Consider the following 15,332-nt stretch of genomic DNA (forward strand, 5'->3'; position numbering starts at 1 on the left):
TAAAAAAATGGATGCTAAAGGCATAAAACAACTCATAGATAAATTAAATGGCCACACCGCAACAGCACTTGAATCAGCAGCTGGGTTTGCGAGTAGTCGTAGTCATTTTGAAGTGCTTCCTGAGCATTTACTTATTAAGTTAATGGAAGAAGGAAGTAATGGTGACCTTGAGCACATTTTTCATTTCTTTAATATTAATCAAGACAAAGTATGGCATGAGCTATTAGACTTTTTAAATAGACAGCCTGCCGGTAATCAAAGTAAGCCTACATTTTCTCGTCGTTTATACGAATGGCTAGAGCGTGCATGGTTAAGTGCTAATGTTCAGCATAAAAGTGATTTTATAACAGGTGCTGCGCTTATTGATTCATTAACAGAGTTATTACCTTACAGCCCTGTACTTCAACTACCTGCTTTACTGGATAAAATAGATTCACGCTTTTTAGCTGAAAATTTAGATAAAATTTGTCAGCAATCTTCAGAGCGTTTAAACCCAGTAGCTAAATCAAAGTCTGCAAATCAAACAGATTCATCGCACGGTACAGCTGCGCTTGATGAGTACTGTGAAGATTTAACTGAAAAAGCAAAACAGGGTAAAATCGACCCGGTTCTCGGTCGTAATGACGAAATTCGTATGATGGTCGATGTGTTATGCCGTCGAAGAAAAAATAACCCTATTTTAGTGGGTGACCCAGGTGTAGGTAAAACAGCCGTCGTTGAAGGTTTTGCCCAGCGTATAATTGATGGCCAAGTACCAAGTGACCTGCAAGGCGTACGCTTATTGGTGCTTGATATGGGGTTATTGCAAGCAGGTGCCGGCGTTAAAGGTGAGTTTGAGCGCCGCTTAAAAACAGTAATCGATGAAGTTAAAAATTCAACAACGCCAATAATTATGTTTATCGATGAAGCGCACACTTTAATTGGTGCCGGTGGCGATGCGGGCATGAGTGATGCGGCAAATTTATTAAAGCCAGCATTAGCACGCGGAGAATTAAGAACCGTTGCGGCAACAACATGGAGCGAGTATAAAAAGTATTTTGAACGTGATGCCGCTCTAGAGCGTCGTTTTCAGCTTATTAAAGTGGATGAGCCAACAGAGCAAGCGGCTCAATTAATGCTTGCAGGCTTAAAAGATAAATATCAAGAGCATCACAATATTCAAATTACGGATGATGCTATAGAAGCTGCTGTTGTTTTATCGTCGCGCTATATAACAGGCCGCCAATTACCAGACAAAGCTATTGATGTATTAGACACCGCAGCGGCAAGAGTACGTATGTCGTTTGCTACAGACCCCGCTGCCATTGAGTCTGAGCGCGAGCACATTAATTATTTAGAAACCAGAATCAATAGCCTCAATGTAGAGCTAGGGCAAGGTTTAGTTGTTGATAAAGATAAGCTTACCCATTTAGTTGAAGAGCTGGTTATTGCACAAAATAAATTGGCGCAACTTACTCACTCGCGTGAATCTCAAATTTCGACTTTGAGTCAAATTAACGAGATAAAGCAGGCAACTGATCAAGAGCTTGATAGCGAATCATTGCTGACACTTCGCCAATCACTAAAAGAGCAAAATACACAAGACAACGGCTTATTTAGTGAAGTAGACGCCGATGCTGTTGCGCAAATTATTTCACAGTGGACCGGTGTGCCTGTAGGGGCAATGGTAAAAGATCAGATTAGTAATTTAATTAATCTTGAAGCCACAATTAGCCAAGAAGTTATAGGGCAGCAGGCAGGATTAGCTAAAATAGCGCAAACACTAAGAGTGAGTAAAGCCGGCGTAAGCAACGATGAAGGCCCGCTAGGCGTATTTTTACTAGCTGGTCCATCGGGCGTGGGTAAAACAGAAACGGCGCGTTGTTTAGCAAAACAGTTATTTGGTGGCGATAAGTTCTTAACGACAATTAACATGAGCGAATATCAAGAGTCGCACACCGTATCGCAACTTAAAGGTTCACCACCAGGGTACGTTGGCTATGGTGAAGGTGGTGTGTTAACCGAAGCGGTAAGACAGCGTCCATATTCAGTAATTTTACTTGATGAAGTTGAAAAAGCGCACAAAGATGTAATGAACATGTTTTACCAAGTGTTTGAGCGCGGCACCATGCGTGACGGTGAAGGACGTGAAATAGACTTTAAAAATACTGTAATTATCATGACATCTAATTTAGGATCGGCAGAGTTAATCGATGCATGTACACCGCCTACAGTTATAGACCTAAGTCCTCAAGATGACGAGGAAGAACAGGTACAGCAAAGCGATCAAGAAGCAGCTATTAACGAAGCGCTAAATCCAACGCAAGCACCTATTAATGAAGACGGAACGCCTTGGAAAGTACCATCAATCGGTGCACTTACTGATTTAATTAAGCCGCAGTTACTTGCTTTTTTTGCGCCTGCTTTACTTGCCCGTATGCAAGTTATACCTTACTTAGCGCTTGATTCTGAAGCTCTACAGTCTATCGTCAGCTTGAAACTTGAAGCCATTGCCACACGTTTGCACGAAAACCACAAAATGCAGCTACGAGTAGATGCTAGTGTTTTAGAAAAACTGACTACTCAATGTACGCTTTCAGATAGTGGTGCACGTATGGTGAACGCGGTTATAGAGCAGCAAATACTTCCTGGTATCGCTAAATCAATTTTAGAGTTTATGGCAGAAGAAGACATGCCTGATATTTTAACGCTGGCCGTTGACGAACAAGACGAAATTACGGCGACATTTGCAGATAACGCTTAAATAAAAGGATGTAAAAATGGGATTCATGGACATATTTAACGAGCTCAAGGCAAATAAGAGTCACTTTAGTGTTGCTATACAGGGCATGCCTGACGGAATGGTCTATGTAACTGACTTTGAGTCTAGGGACGATCGTTTATGTGAAGACTATGAATTTAAAATCCAAGTATTGAGCCCTGAACATTTAACATCTGAAATGCTAATAGGCAAAGATGTATCGTTATCACTAGTGTGGTCAATGTTAGATCGTACTATTTCAGGGTTAATTAGTGGTTTTATAGCGCATGGTCAAAGTCATCAGGGGTATCACTATACTTTGATCATGAGTTCTCATTTAACATTACTTAAGCATCAGCATTCTAACCGTGTATTTACTGCTATGGATGCAGGTAAAATTATTTCGAGTGTGTTTGAAAAAGCAGGTTTCCCTGCGCAAAAGTTAAATGTACAAGCAAGCTCAACCATGCTCGATATGACCGTGCAATACAACGAAACTGATTACGAATTTGTAACACGCTTAATGCGTAAGCACGGTTTTGTGTACAGCTTTGTAGAGCAAACTAGTGGTGAATGTACATTGTATATTTGCAATGATTCTAATGGTATAGCGCAAGAGTTTGATGAAATAAACCTAAGCTATGTACCACCTTCTGGTCAAGTAAGAACGAGTGAGTCAATTTTTGCTATAAGCAGGCAGGCCCAATTATTTCCGCAAAGTACACACTTAGATGATTACAACTACCAAGCTCCGGGTAATTTGCAAGTTTCAAAAAATAACAGTGCGTCAGTTATTGGTTTTGGTGAAGATAGTCATTACGGTGATAATTACGGGCAATCAAACGAAGGGCAAGACTTAGCAACTATCAGACAGCAAGCGTTTGATTGCCAACGTGAGCAAATAATAATAGACACAGACTGCAGGGCGCTTCGCCCTGGTATGCGTTTAAATATTTATGACCACCCAGAGCATGATGGTCAGTATTTAGTGACGCGTGTAGAGCACAAAGGTAGCCAAAGTGCTTCGGTTGAATACGGCTCTAATGTAAAGGGCTTAACGTATAAAAACCAAGCTTATTTAATTAGTGTTAACCAGCCTTATAAAGCTCCATTACGCCCAGCGAGACGTGTGTTTGCAACGTTTAATGCATTAATTGAGCAAGAAATTGATGACAAAGGTAACTACGTAGTAAAACTACCGTTTAATCAAGATGGAGAAGGCCAAGAAAGCCGTCCTACACGTTTAATGCAACCTTACGGCGGCAGCGGGCACGGTATGCATTTTCCACTAACTCAAGGTACAGAAGTGCTCGTTTGTGGTGAAAATGGTGATTTAGACAGGCCTATAATTTTAGGCGCGCTTTATAATGAAAATGCACCAAATCCTGTTACAAGCGAAAACCCAACTGAAAACAAATTAGTAACTAAAGCTGGGCACAGCTTTGTAATGGATGACAAAAAAGGCGAAGAGAAGATAAGCCTTGCCAATAAAAACAATAAAAACCAATTAATACTCGATGCAACAAATGGTGCGCACCAGGCAATGTTAAAGTCTGTTGATGGTGATGTTAAAATTTCAGCGAAAGAAAACCTACAGTTTGTTGCCGAGAACGACGCAAATTTTACAGTCGCTAATAATTTTACAACCCGAGTAGAAAACAATCTGCAAATTCAAACCCGCGAGGGAGATATTACAGTTACCTCGGCTGCGGATTTAACTCTAAACTCAGCCTCAAATAGTCGTATTCAAGCGACTGACGGTAACTTAGAGCTCACAGCAACTGATGAGCTTAAAATGCAAGCACGACAAGATATTAGCGTTTACTCGGTAGACGGCAACCTTGAGCTACAAGCACCTCAAGGTGATTTAGAATTAAACAGTGGTAAAAATATTACTATAAAAGCAAATGGACAGGGTTCAATTCAGTTAAGCCAAGGTGGCGCAAGTATAGAAATTGATGCTGCGGGTAACCTTACAATTGACGCCACTAATATAACGTTAAGTGCCACTAATATAGCAATCAAAGGCAGTGCAATTAGTAATAACTAAGTTAAAGGAGTAATTTAATGAACGCTAAAGTAAAAAGTATATTTAATCACGATCAGCAACTTGCACCTGTAAGTAAAGTCGATGAATTTGGCCGAGTTAAAGGTGTTACAGTAAATAACGACGAACAGAGTGTTGTAGCACAAGCGGCGCACATAACACCATGCCAAGTGGGCGACACAGTACTACTTACCCACACTGCACAAGGTTTTATAGTAACAGGGCTACTTGCAAATGAAGATCAAGCGCCCGCTGCACTCATTAAAAATAGCAAAGGCCATATTGTTATTGAAGCTCAGCAAAGTATTAGCCTCCAAACCGCTAAAGGGACGATAGAAGTATTTGCTGATGGCACCATAGTGCTCGAAGGGCGAGATATAACAGCCAATAGCGAGCAAGATCTTACCTTGGCTGGCTGGCCAATTAGGCTTAATTAATACTATGTTTGCTCAAGTCGCTAAGGTTAAGCAGCATCAGCAGCGCTTAACTACTTTATTAAAACACAAACAAAAGCTGCAAGCGCAAGGTGTTTACCCGCTTGCTCGACTCAATGTAATTGAAAGCCAATTACTAAATCATTTATACACACTCAGCGATTTAAAAAGTGATGCACCCACAGATTACTTTGCAGGTAAAAATTTAACACAAGTAAGCCATTTAGCGCTTGATAAATTTATTACCCTTGCGTTAGAAAGCCCAGAGCACCACAGTATCTACGCGCTATTGCTACAAAGTCTTAATTTAAAAAGTGAACTTAACAGCGGCGAAACTTTTTTAGCTTTAAAGTCGAACAAACATTTAAGTTATTACAGTGTATTACAGCACTTACTTGATTATTGGCAGTTAGATGATAATAAAGCACTGCGCAATAGTGTACTCAACGAAAAAGAAGAGCTTGATAGTACCGCGATTACTTTACTTTTTTCACAGCAATTGAGTGAAACAGAGCTAAATAGTGCCATGCTACATGCTAACTTTGATATTGCTTATGCAGCACTCGTGAATGCCTATTGTAATAAAACAAGTAACGTATCTGACATGCTGTTTAAAGTATTTGCCAAAACAAATGATGACGACAAAAAAGCAAAATTACTTGCCCTAGCAGGGCTTACTAACGATCCGCGCTGGGATGAACCTTGCCTACTTTTTTGTAAAGCGAACCCCGGGCTTTGCCAACATGTACTAAGCCACTTTGTATATAAGCGCGCATTGCCTTTATTTATAAATTTAATGGCGCATGGGGTAACTCAAAAACCAGCTTACGCAGCATGGCTAATTATTACTAACAGAGCGCTTGCCCAAGCAAAAAAAGTAACTGTAGTAGAATCAAATAACGAAAAAAACGTACACAGCGGCATAAACCTTGACGATGCAGAGCATGCAAGGCAAGCGTTTGCACTTGTCCCAGGGGATCAATTATTAAACGGCATTAGCTTTGTGTGCAGTAATGCAAAACAAAAATTAAAAATACTTGCAGGTGAAGTTGTGCAACGTGTTGTAGCACCACATTATCCTCTGCAAAAGGCCTGTGGTTTGTACCATGTATTACTGAGCGCCAAACAATGGCAAAGTGTTATAGCGGAGAGCCCAAGTGCTGAATAATTTTTCTCCTTGGCAGGCTAGTTTTTTTGATGGTTGGTTGAGTGACCGTACGCTGGCTAAAGTTGTCCTTGTAAAACAAAACTTTGAATTTGACGAAAAAGGCAATGTAACACCAAACGAGCCCGGACCCGATATTGTTGTAGCCGATGACTACGATGGCGACCCCGCATATACACCACTTAGAGAAGTAAACGAACAAGTCGCCTTTAAGCATGGATTTGAAGTGTATGGCGACTTTACAGCTTACCCGCCTAAAGCCAAACAAGCGCGAGTAATTGAAGTAGAGCTTGGCCTTCATGATAAAGCGCAGCCACTATTTAAAAAACGTTTACGTGTAACTGGCGCACGCTTTTGGAAGCGCTCTTTACTTGGGCCTGTTGCAACTGATCCGAATATTATTGAGCCTACACCCATTAATTACAGCAATGCTTTTGGTGGAAAAGACTTTAACGATGAGTCTAATTATCTGCTTGAAAATCCGATAGGGAGAGGATTTAAGCTTAAAAACAAACAAGCAAAAGGGCAGCAATTACCTTGCATTGAATATGCAAACGAGCTTCTACGAAAGCCGAGCCATACTACGCCAGTAGCTGGTTTTTCTGCAATACCATCACATTGGTCACCACGTATAGAGCTGATGCCCGAAATTGATCAAAAAGCACTAATGGCAGGTAATTACCCATTTAAAACAATGCTTGATGAACATTTTAATAATATGGCACCTTTAGATCAGCGAGTAAAAAAAGAGTTTACAAAAGGGTGGGCGTTTTCACTTTCAGGATTGTACCCGTTACAAGAATATGGGCAACATCAACGAGTTGAGCTCCCATTTGAAGAGCCTATTGTTCAGCTAGTTAACACATTAAACAGACATACAATTAACTTGCGCTGCGATACGTTGGTTATTGATTCTGACGCGCAAAGTTTTTCTTTGTTATGGCGCGGTTATATTGACGCAATACACGTAGGCGCAAATAGCCAGTTAGTCGTGGCAAAAAGGGAAGCTAACTGATGAAGTTTGATGTACTTTGCCATATAAATGCTACAGGGTGTACAACAAGCAGCCTATATACAGCTGTTGCAAACCAAATGTTGTTTTCTAAACCGAGTAAAGCATTAATACGGTGTGATATAAGCTTAGATGCCCCCTACATAATGGTAGAAATAGAAGAGCTTGCTCAGCTTGATAGGCAAACCAAGTGCTTATTGTTATTAAGCCAGTTGCTCGAAAATATTGATATTACAACACTTAGAAAAACATCCCGTATAAGTCAAATAGTGTTTGTATTACCACAGGATGAGTTAAATAAACCAATAATAAGTGACGATACACTCAGTGAGCTTTTAGCTGAGGTGATTTCGCAGCAAATCCCTGATTTTGAACAAACTACAACGCTTGATTTAAAAAGCATAGCGCCCGATACACTTATAATTGCACTCGACTCTTGCGTTAGCTACCAATACGTAAGCCATCAAGCAAAAAATAACGTGGTGCAAGTGTTAAACGGCCCGCCAGGCATTATTAATGGTGAAGGTGGATATGTATTACTTACCCATTTGCAAGGCACCCTTAGTGCACAGCTTTTTAATGGCGAGTTAAACGAACAGCTTAACCAAGCAAAAGCGTGTGTTAATGATACTTACCTCTTTGCAGGTAAACAGTCGTTAGCATGGCAAAAAAAATGGTTTGCTAATACACAAGCATTGTATAGCCCAGAAGACGAATTAATAGAGCTCGCCAACTTAAATAATACTATTGGCCATCAAGGCGTTGCAAACGACTTTGCTGGCTTAGTGCTTGCAAATAGCTATTTAAATAACCCACTAAATGAAGGGTTACAGCATGTATTTTTATTATTTAATTCACCTAACGAGCAATTAATAAAAATTTCAAGGAGTGAAAATTCATGACATACATTAATGCAGCCGCAGGTAAACAAACAGGCAGTGTTCAGTACGACATCGACGCGCTAACCGCCGATGTTCGCTCAGGTGGATCGTTAACATGGCGACACAACAACCCAATACTATTAGGGCTTAATAATAGTGCTCGAAGTAACGGCGCATTAGGTAAAGCCAGCAATGTCGCTATTTTTGAAGACCGAGCCAGTGGAGATGCGGCATTTTTAGCTGAAATAGGCCGCCCCAAATACCGTGAAAAAACACTTGGCGAAATGGTTAATGTATTTATTCCAGACTACATAATTCCACCACCACAATGGGATGATGAAAAAAACGAACCTATTTTGCCGTGGAATGAGTCTCAAACCAATATGGATGTTAATAAACCTATCACTAATGCCCAAGCATTTTTAGATTTAGTGTCGAGTCATTTAGGGTGGGAAGCCGGCAGTCAAGAGCAATTAACTAAAGATACGCAATCGCAAGCAGCGCAAGTAGCCACAGTATCAGGGCAAAATGTATTAATTAATGGCCGCACCGCAGTGCACCAAAGTAGTGGCGGCAAGCTAAGCACTATTGATATATGTTTAACAACGGTAGGCCCAAGTGTTATCCCAATTCCTTATCCAAATATGGCCGCAGCAAGCGATGTAGCAAGTGTGGCGGGGTCAGTAAAAATAAATGGTAACGGTGCGGCTAACATAAAAAGTAACTTTTCAAAAAGTAAAGGCGATAAACCCGGAGATAAAAGAGGCCTAATGAGTGGCACTAACGATGGTAAAGCTGAATTTATTATGGGCTCATTTAACGTACTCATTGAAGGCAAACCCGCAGTGCGCCAAGGCGACCCAATGATATCAAACTCAAAAAACACCCCGCCTATGCCGCTAGCGCAATCAGGTGGCGCATCACCAAGGGGGTTAAGTGTTGAAATGAGGGATTCAGATACACAAAGTGAAGACCCAGCAGAGGCCGCTTTTATCGTAGAGACAGACGCTAATAATAATTTAATTGGTCAAGGGAAGTTTACCGTCACTCAAGGTGCATTCAAGAATAACCAAGTTTTTGATGAGGGAGTTTAAATGACTACACAATATATATACGCCCCTAGGATTGTTGATGAAGCGAAAGACTGTAGTTTAAATCTTATTTTACATAGTTTTTCTGGACCGGAGCTTTGTATACCTTTTGGTAAAGCCGCGAAAAAGTTAAAGTCGCAAGATTTAGCTGAAGATCAAAAACCGACATTTATAACCGTTACGCCGCTAGTATTTAAAGACTATACACTTGATAAAACTAAAGCGGGCGCACCCGAATTCATCCCTATGGATAAATTTAGACCAACACCAGAGGATGATGCTGCATATGGTTATTATTACATATATATTAATGGTTTTTTATGGAGAGAAATTGCAGCGTTAGCTGATAAGCAATTGAGTGATGTGGATTTATCCCTACATCATAGCCAAGACCTTAGACCGCATAGTAGTGTTTTTAATCAAGATATTTTACTACCGCGTAAAATAATTGAACTGTTTGGTTCGTCAAGTACAGCCCAAGTGCCTAATATTCAAATTGCTTTTTCGCGAGTACAGTGGTCGTGGGAATATATCACTGCATTAGGAGGGATGTATGAAAGCGACTTACGCCTTAGTAAAAAACCATTATTAAGTAAGTGTGATGATACTCAAATTGCAAATAGGTATCGTAATGAGCGAATGCAATCTTTAGACTTTAATGATGCTCCTAATTGGGGTTCGATTAAAAACATGGACGTTCTTGGTGGTAAAGTAAGCGTGCTCGTTCATGATATTTTAGGTATAGCTCAGGCTCAAAAAATAACAGCTGACTTCTATTCTCAAATACTGAAAGACCAACAATCAGAACTTGAATCGAATGGGTATTATAAGTCGGCAATGCTGGCTCATCAGCTGTATTTTAATGAAAGTTTGTGGCAAAAACAGGCACTCAGCACACCTAAAACGTCGCATAAACCTTTTGTAAAAGAAGACCCACAAAGCAGTAATACACGAAAAGCAGCGGATGAAGTCTCAGAGCAAGAACTAGAAAAGTATTTGCTAGGAACCAATCCATCTTCAGTAATTGATGCAGTTGAAGGTTATTTAGTTGCTCGAGAAAAGCTCTACGATTTATATTATTTAGATTGCCAAGATTTAGAGCTAACTTTAAGTGAGATTAGCGACCAAATTAATGTTCAACCACCGGCAGAGTGGGAGTGCCTAGCCAAGGATTTAACAACGGGCGGCGTTCTAACTTACGGACTGGCGTTTGAATTTATATGTGAGCAATTAATAACACTAATCTTACCTAAAACAACACTGTCTGCGTATTTACCAGGGCTATGCGATAAAGAAAAAAAAGACAAGTTAATTAATCGATTAGATGAGCAATTTGAAAAGAGTAAAACATTAGTATTTGAAATAACTCAAACAAGCAATAATTGGTTTAGTAAGCAATTTTGTGTACACCCAGAGGCATTTGGAGAAAACCTAGCAAACACTAATTATGATGAGGAATTAATTGCAGACACAGTAGAAGGGTTTAATCCTAAAAAGTTTGATCATGACAAAATTAAAGAAGAGCTATCATTACCGTTTATACCTGCCTATTTATTGAATAAAGGTGTACTTGATGTTGTCTCTAAGGGGCTTAATGAGTGGTTAGGTATGCAAGAACGAATCTTTGCTACTTTTACTAAAGAGTTAACAGAAAAGGGAATTAAGTACCATCACTTAATTGGCGGCTTTAGCAAATCACGTAACATAGCAGAGTTTAAAAACTTAAAAATATACCCAGCGAATGCAGTGCCTGAAGGGCGCTTTGCTTTGAATATGGATATTGTTAGCCACCCTTTATTAAATGACTTAAAAACGAGTAAGCAACGAAGTGCATTTAATAATATTATTAAAGCCATTGAAGAAAAAGGAAAAATCACTTCCACTAATACTAATCAAGTAATTACAGTTGCAAAAGCATTAAAGCAGCCCCTTTTTTCAAATGGGATTAATGAAAGTAATCGCAAGCTATTTAAGCAAACCATCGCTTTAGTTACGCAAATGGCAAAAATGGTTTTAGAGCAAAAAAACTTAGCGGCACTCATGTCTGGCAGTCAATCTTATGTACTCACATTGCCTGAAAATGATATTCCCGCCAAAGTATTATTCGACAGCCCCGCGAGAAGTCTTGGCGAAGAGTTTCATTATCGAGGTTTAGACTCAAATATGCTTAAACGCATAACACTTTCAGTAGGGCGGTTTGTGTCAATCCCTTTACTATTTTTGACCGGCTATAGCAGTTATGTTGCTTATGGTGATTATGAAAAAGAGTTTAAAAAAGGCGATCTTTATGAAGGAGCTAAGCATTTAGCATTAATAGGGGGAACTTTAGCAGCAGTTGGTACTGTTTGGGAAACCTTTGGTAAACAGACAAATATAAAAAAAATTATAACAGGGTCTAACAATACACGTTTATTAGGGTTTGCAGCTGAATTAAGTATTTTGAGAAGCTTTTCTGGTGCAATGGGTTCTTTAATGGGGTTAATACAATTATACGACGGAATACAATTGATAAGTAAAACAGATACAGATGCAGGTGTTGCTATGTTTGCAGCCGCCGGCTTCAGTATAGGATTAGGGATACACACAATTTACTTTGCCACGTTAGGTCCTTGGGGCTGGGCGTTATTTATAGGTTCAATTGCCTTTTATCTATTATCAGTATGGTTAACGGATAGTAAGCTGGAAATATGGGCAAAGTTTGGTCCGTTTGCCAAAAATAAGCGAGGTGTATTTGCTGGTGAAGAGGGGGCCATTTACAATACTTTCTCAGATCCAAACCAATATTTTAAATATATCCAAAGCGTATTGTTTTCGCCTAAAGTGACTATTAATGAACCTAGCTTCTTTCAATCCACATCATATTATACAGTGAAAGTTGAATTGCCAATGTTCATAGTGGGTAAATCTGAGTTGCTTTTAGATGTAAAATACTCATGGCGGCATCCAACAACGTTGAATGTTTATAAAAAAGCGACTTGGGTTGAAGGCACTAAAGAGTATTTAGCTGAATTTGATAAAAATAGCCTGAGCTTAAATACAGCCACCTATGAGTTTGAAGTTGAATCACCGAACATTAGTGTGTTTGATGTTGAAATAACATCAACACTTATATACAACGAAGATTTAACCTTACCTGTAGATTTTGATGCGTTTGAAAAGCCAATTGAAAATGCCTCACTTGAATTAGCAATTGCATAAGGAAAGTAATGCAAAATAATGACTACCTAGCCGTTGATATCATGCCTAAAAAAACGCGATTTAATCGTTTTTTTTACCCTCATAAAATCAAAGAACGATATAAAAAGTTTAAAGGCTTGTGCTATTTGTATAATTGGATAGATACTGACATGCATTTAGTTGAAACCCAACCGCAAAGATATCGGTCTTTTAAGTGTGGCAACGATCCTATAAAAACGCTCTTCTTTGGACCAATGGCAATCGGGTTTACTTTAAGTTTGCTATTTGTCATTTCTTGTGTTGTTGCTACCTACTCGGACGAACCTTATCAATGGTGGGTACCGTTACTTACATTTAGTTGGAATTTATTTTTCTTGAATGTATTACCAGTTACATTTAGGTTTACATCTAAAAAAATAATATACTTTGATAGATTAAAGCAGACAGTGGGTTTTACTTTCAATATACCAGACTGTGAACAGCGTGATGAATTAGGTAATTGCTGCTTTAGTTGGGATGAAATAGTTTGTCGACTTGATATTGCATCTACGCGTCCGGGAGTTTTAAGTTACTTCCCGAGTATTAGCCATATTGATTTAGAAAAGTATCCAAAGACTAAAATGCTAGGTACGGTGGCGGATAATGGAGAAACACCAGCATATTGTTACCTGTATTGGGAAAGTAATGTACGTTTCATGGATTTAACTAAACCTTTACCTGATGTACCTGAATATGAAGAACACCGGCATTTAGACCCACGGACAGCTGAGTTTGATATTCAAAATAATAGACCTGTAGGTTTTTGGCTCGACTTTTCATTTTCGCAACAACAAGAAATTTGGCGAAAATTAAAAGATGAAGCTTATGATTTTGATTGGCTGAAGGGAAAGCCTAACGAAGAAATAACCAAACCTTGGCTGCATTTTAAAGGTGAGGCTGAGCGTATCGAAAAACTGACATGGAAATACAAAGCAAAGCGTTTAGCGCTACAGCTGTTTATGGGGATACCTTAAAGATGATTATATTTATAGAATGCAACTAGGATTCTGATAATAATTAAAAATGGAATTCAAACCTAGGTGGCACAGGTGCTGTCTAGGTTTATTAAAGCAAAGGAACCTGATGCAAAATAATTACTTCGGTGTTGGAATAATGCCAAAGAAAACGAAGTTTAATCGCTTTTTTGAAGCTCACCGAATAATAAATAAGGGAAGCGAATTTAGAGGGGTATGCTTTTTTCGACGTTGGCTAAATCAAGATAGGCGTATTTACGCGATTAAAAAAGAGCAATATAAAATAGTGCCCTGTGGCAACAACCCTATAAAAGCCATATTATTTGGACCAATGGCCATTGGCGCTGTATTAAGTTTATTATTACTAATAGCTTGTGTTGTAGCAACATATTCTGAAGAACCATTCCCTTGGTGGCTTGTAATCTTTACTTTTTCTTGGAATTTATTCTTCGTAAATTTATTACCAATCACTTCAAGATACATACCTGATAGAGTGATGTACTTGGACAGACAAAGCCAAGCAGTTGGGTTTAGTTTTAATATACCAGATTGTGAACAACGAGATGACTTAGGTAATTGTTGCTTTAAATGGGAGGAGATTGTTTGCAGGTTAACCTCGAAAATGGGTGCGCCGGGTGTAATGAATTACTTTCCGGAAATTAGCCACATTGATCAAGAAAAGTACCCTGAAACAATAGTAACCGGTTCTGTTGTTGAGCTTTCAGCTAATCCTGTGCATTGTTATTTATTGTGGGAACGCTATGTACGCTTTATGGATTTAAGTAAGCCCTTGCCTGATGTACCAGAATACGAAAAGCACCGACATCTAGACTCTATCACAGCTGAATTTGATAAGAGGAATAATCGGCCTGATGAGTTTTGGTCTTCATTTTCGTTTTCGCAGCAATTAGAAATAGATGAAGAAATCCTGAGTGAAGCATTTCCTTTTGATTGGCTTAAAGGTAGAGAGCGTGAAGACGTAATTAAACCTTGGCTGCATTGGAAAGGAGAGCCAGAGCGCATAGAGCAATTAACGTGGAAATATAAAGCAAAGCATCTTGCGCTTCAGCTTTTTATCGGCTTTCCTTGAGGTTACTAACCCTTCACCATTTATGGTAAGTTAACAGATAGAAAAGGATTTCAAATCTAGGTGTTCTAAATTCCCTAGGTAAGCAAAGTAAAGGGCTCTAATGCAAAGTAATGACTACCTAGCTGTTAATACAATGGGTAAAAAGACAAGATTTAATCGTTTTTTTTACCCTGAGCGATTAAATAGCCTCAAGAAAAAATTCAAAGGTTTATGCTATTTATATGATTTACCTGCAAGAAAGCAAAAAGCAATACAAAAACATCCAGAGCGATATAAAATAGAAATGTGCGGGAATAGCCCAATTAGAGTTATATTATTTGGCCCAATCATAATCGGTTTTGTTTTAAGTTTGTTATTTTTATTCTCTTGTATTGTGATGACTTACTCCGAGGAACCTTATCAATGGTGGATACCTGCACTTACTTTTTCTTGGAATTTGTTTTTTCTTAATTTACTGCCACTAACAGACAGTTATATCCCCAAAAAACAAATATACTTTGACAGAAAAAAGCAGCTAGTAGGCTTTACCTATGAGATACCAGGCTGTGAGGAGCGTGATGAGCTGGGTAATTACTGTTTTAAATGGGCTGATATTGTATGCCATCTAGATATGGTTGCAACACGCCCGGGTGTAATGGGGTTTGTACCCTATATAAGTCATGTTGATGAGGATAAATACCCT

The 15,332-nt window shown here is 39.1% G+C and carries 10 protein-coding genes and 1 pseudogene; all 11 read left to right on the plus strand.

The window, feature by feature from the left end; translation table 11 throughout:
• The first annotated feature begins 7 nt into the window (after window positions 1-7).
• A complete protein-coding gene (gene tssH, locus AAEY68_RS15820; protein WP_007584473.1) occupies window positions 8-2,743 on the plus strand; it encodes a type VI secretion system ATPase TssH in 2,736 nt (911 codons plus the stop codon).
• A gap of 25 nt (window positions 2,744-2,768) precedes the next feature.
• Window positions 2,769-4,790 carry a type VI secretion system Vgr family protein gene (locus AAEY68_RS15825; protein ID WP_024594499.1) on the plus strand — a complete coding sequence of 674 codons (2,022 nt, stop codon included), beginning with the start codon at window positions 2,769-2,771 and terminating at the stop codon, window positions 4,788-4,790.
• A gap of 17 nt (window positions 4,791-4,807) precedes the next feature.
• The gene (locus tag AAEY68_RS15830) at window positions 4,808-5,224 is read left to right on the plus strand and encodes a hypothetical protein (RefSeq protein WP_024594500.1); all 417 of its coding nucleotides are present in this window, start codon (window positions 4,808-4,810) and stop codon (window positions 5,222-5,224) included.
• A gap of 4 nt (window positions 5,225-5,228) precedes the next feature.
• Window positions 5,229-6,389 (plus strand): hypothetical protein, encoded by a 1,161-nt coding sequence (locus AAEY68_RS15835; protein WP_024594501.1) that lies wholly within the window; start codon window positions 5,229-5,231, stop codon window positions 6,387-6,389.
• Window positions 6,379-7,401, plus strand: a complete 1,023-nt coding sequence (locus AAEY68_RS15840; RefSeq protein ID WP_024594502.1) for a DUF2169 family type VI secretion system accessory protein — start codon at window positions 6,379-6,381, stop codon at window positions 7,399-7,401. Before AAEY68_RS15835 ends, AAEY68_RS15840 begins: the two co-directional genes overlap by 11 nt.
• The gene (locus AAEY68_RS15845) at window positions 7,401-8,300 is read left to right on the plus strand and encodes a hypothetical protein (protein ID WP_024594503.1); all 900 of its coding nucleotides are present in this window, start codon (window positions 7,401-7,403) and stop codon (window positions 8,298-8,300) included. Before AAEY68_RS15840 ends, AAEY68_RS15845 begins: the two co-directional genes overlap by 1 nt.
• Window positions 8,297-9,373, plus strand: a complete 1,077-nt coding sequence (locus AAEY68_RS15850) for a DUF4150 domain-containing protein (RefSeq protein WP_350586342.1) — start codon at window positions 8,297-8,299, stop codon at window positions 9,371-9,373. The genes AAEY68_RS15845 and AAEY68_RS15850 overlap by 4 nt, the downstream gene beginning before the upstream one ends.
• A complete protein-coding gene (locus tag AAEY68_RS15855) occupies window positions 9,374-12,568 on the plus strand; it encodes a hypothetical protein (RefSeq protein ID WP_024594504.1) in 3,195 nt (1,064 codons plus the stop codon).
• A gap of 8 nt (window positions 12,569-12,576) precedes the next feature.
• Window positions 12,577-13,560, plus strand: coding sequence for a hypothetical protein (locus AAEY68_RS15860; protein ID WP_024594505.1), 984 nt, complete (start codon window positions 12,577-12,579; stop codon window positions 13,558-13,560).
• Window positions 13,561-13,669: 109 nt separating this feature from the next.
• Window positions 13,670-14,650 carry a hypothetical protein gene (locus tag AAEY68_RS15865; RefSeq protein ID WP_024594506.1) on the plus strand — a complete coding sequence of 327 codons (981 nt, stop codon included), beginning with the start codon at window positions 13,670-13,672 and terminating at the stop codon, window positions 14,648-14,650.
• 100 nt (window positions 14,651-14,750) lie between these two features.
• A pseudogene (locus AAEY68_RS15870) lies at window positions 14,751-15,332 on the plus strand (hypothetical protein); the annotation flags it as partial.

Source organism: Pseudoalteromonas sp. RB2-MNA-CIBAN-0110 (assembly GCF_040309305.1).
Lineage (GTDB): Bacteria > Pseudomonadota > Gammaproteobacteria > Enterobacterales > Alteromonadaceae > Pseudoalteromonas > Pseudoalteromonas arctica.